Origin of the sequence: Bordetella petrii (assembly GCF_020991325.1) — a bacterium.
Taxonomy (GTDB): Bacteria; Pseudomonadota; Gammaproteobacteria; order Burkholderiales; family Burkholderiaceae_B; genus Bordetella_A; species Bordetella_A petrii_E.
Map to the genome: position 1 here is coordinate 1 of NZ_JAJMLX010000498.1, position 1,301 is coordinate 1,301.

Sequence of the window (1,301 nt, forward strand, 5' to 3'; positions counted from 1 at the left end):
AGCCGATGATCGTGTACGGCGCGCCGTCCGCGTCCTTCGCGACCGCACCCGTCTGGTAGCTGCGCAGCACGCCCAGCACGCCGGGCTTGCCCGCTTCCGTCTTGCCGGTGCGCGCCGCATAGCCGTTCAGCACCAGCGTGTGGTCGTGGTCGGCCGTGACGACGATCAGCGTGTTCTTCAGGTCGGGATCGGTCTTGCGCACCTTGTCGATCGTGGCCTTGATCGCGTTGTCGAACGCGACCGTGTCCTGCAGCGCGCGCTTCGCATTGGTGTCGTGCAGCGCGTGGTCGATCCGGCCGCCTTCGACCATCAGGAAATAGCCGTTCGGGTTCTTCTGCAGCACGTCGAGCGCGCGCGTCGCCATGTCGGCTTCGCTGGGCGCATACAGGGCGGGCGCCTGCTCCTGGGCGGCAAGCGCGCGGTCCACCAGGGTATCCGAGCGCGCCAGCGCCAGGTCTTCCGGCACTTTCTGGCCCACACAAACGTAATGCACCGGCAGGCGATGACGGATGGCAGTATCCAGCGCCGAACCCAGGCGCGAGGCCTCGTCCAGCTTGGTGATGATGCAGCCCGCCACATCTTCGGCCGCGCCGTGGCGATAGGCATGCGCCACCTCGTCCAGCGTGTCGCCCTGGCTGGCGGCGTTCAGCACCAGCAACCGCCGCACCGGCCGCCCGGCGCCGCATAACAAGGCGGCTTGTGCCGCCACATTGCGGTCGCGCTGGCTGATGCCGGTAGTATCGATCAGAATGATCTTGCGGCCGCCCAGTTCAGACAGGATCGCGCGCAGTTCGGCCACGTCGCGCACTGAACGCGCCGGCACCCCCATCAGGCGTCCGTATATCTGCAACTGCTCCAGCGCACCAATACGGAAATTATCGGTGGTCAGCATGGCCACCTGGTCGCGCCCTTCTCGGGCCACGCAGCGCGCGGCCAGTTTGGCCAGGGTGGTGGTCTTGCCGACCCCGGTGGGCCCTACCAGGGCGAATACGCCACCCTGCGCCCACAACTCGTCTTCACGCCCCAGTACCGGCAGGTGCGTGACCAGTTCGTTGCGCACCCATGCGCGCGCCTGTTGCGTGTCCAGCGTACCGGGCAGGCGTTCCAGCATGGCGCGCGCCAGCCGAGCGCTGAAACCCGCTTCAAGCAGCATGCGGAACATCGACGCCCGCAACGGCTCGCGCCCGGGGGCATCGGTTCCCCCCCACATCAGTCCGTCCAGGCGGTTTTCCAGGGCGCCGCGCAGCGCGCCTATGGCCGCTTCCAGGCCCGCGCCGGCATCGGCGGCCACGGGCGGCAAC

1 protein-coding gene is annotated in these 1,301 nt (G+C 68.3%); it reads right to left on the reverse strand.

All coding sequences use genetic code 11. From position 1 onward, the window contains the following. The coding region (flhF, locus tag LPZ50_RS24930) for a flagellar biosynthesis protein FlhF (RefSeq protein WP_230665507.1) at positions 1-1,301 on the reverse strand (1,301 nt) is incomplete at both ends.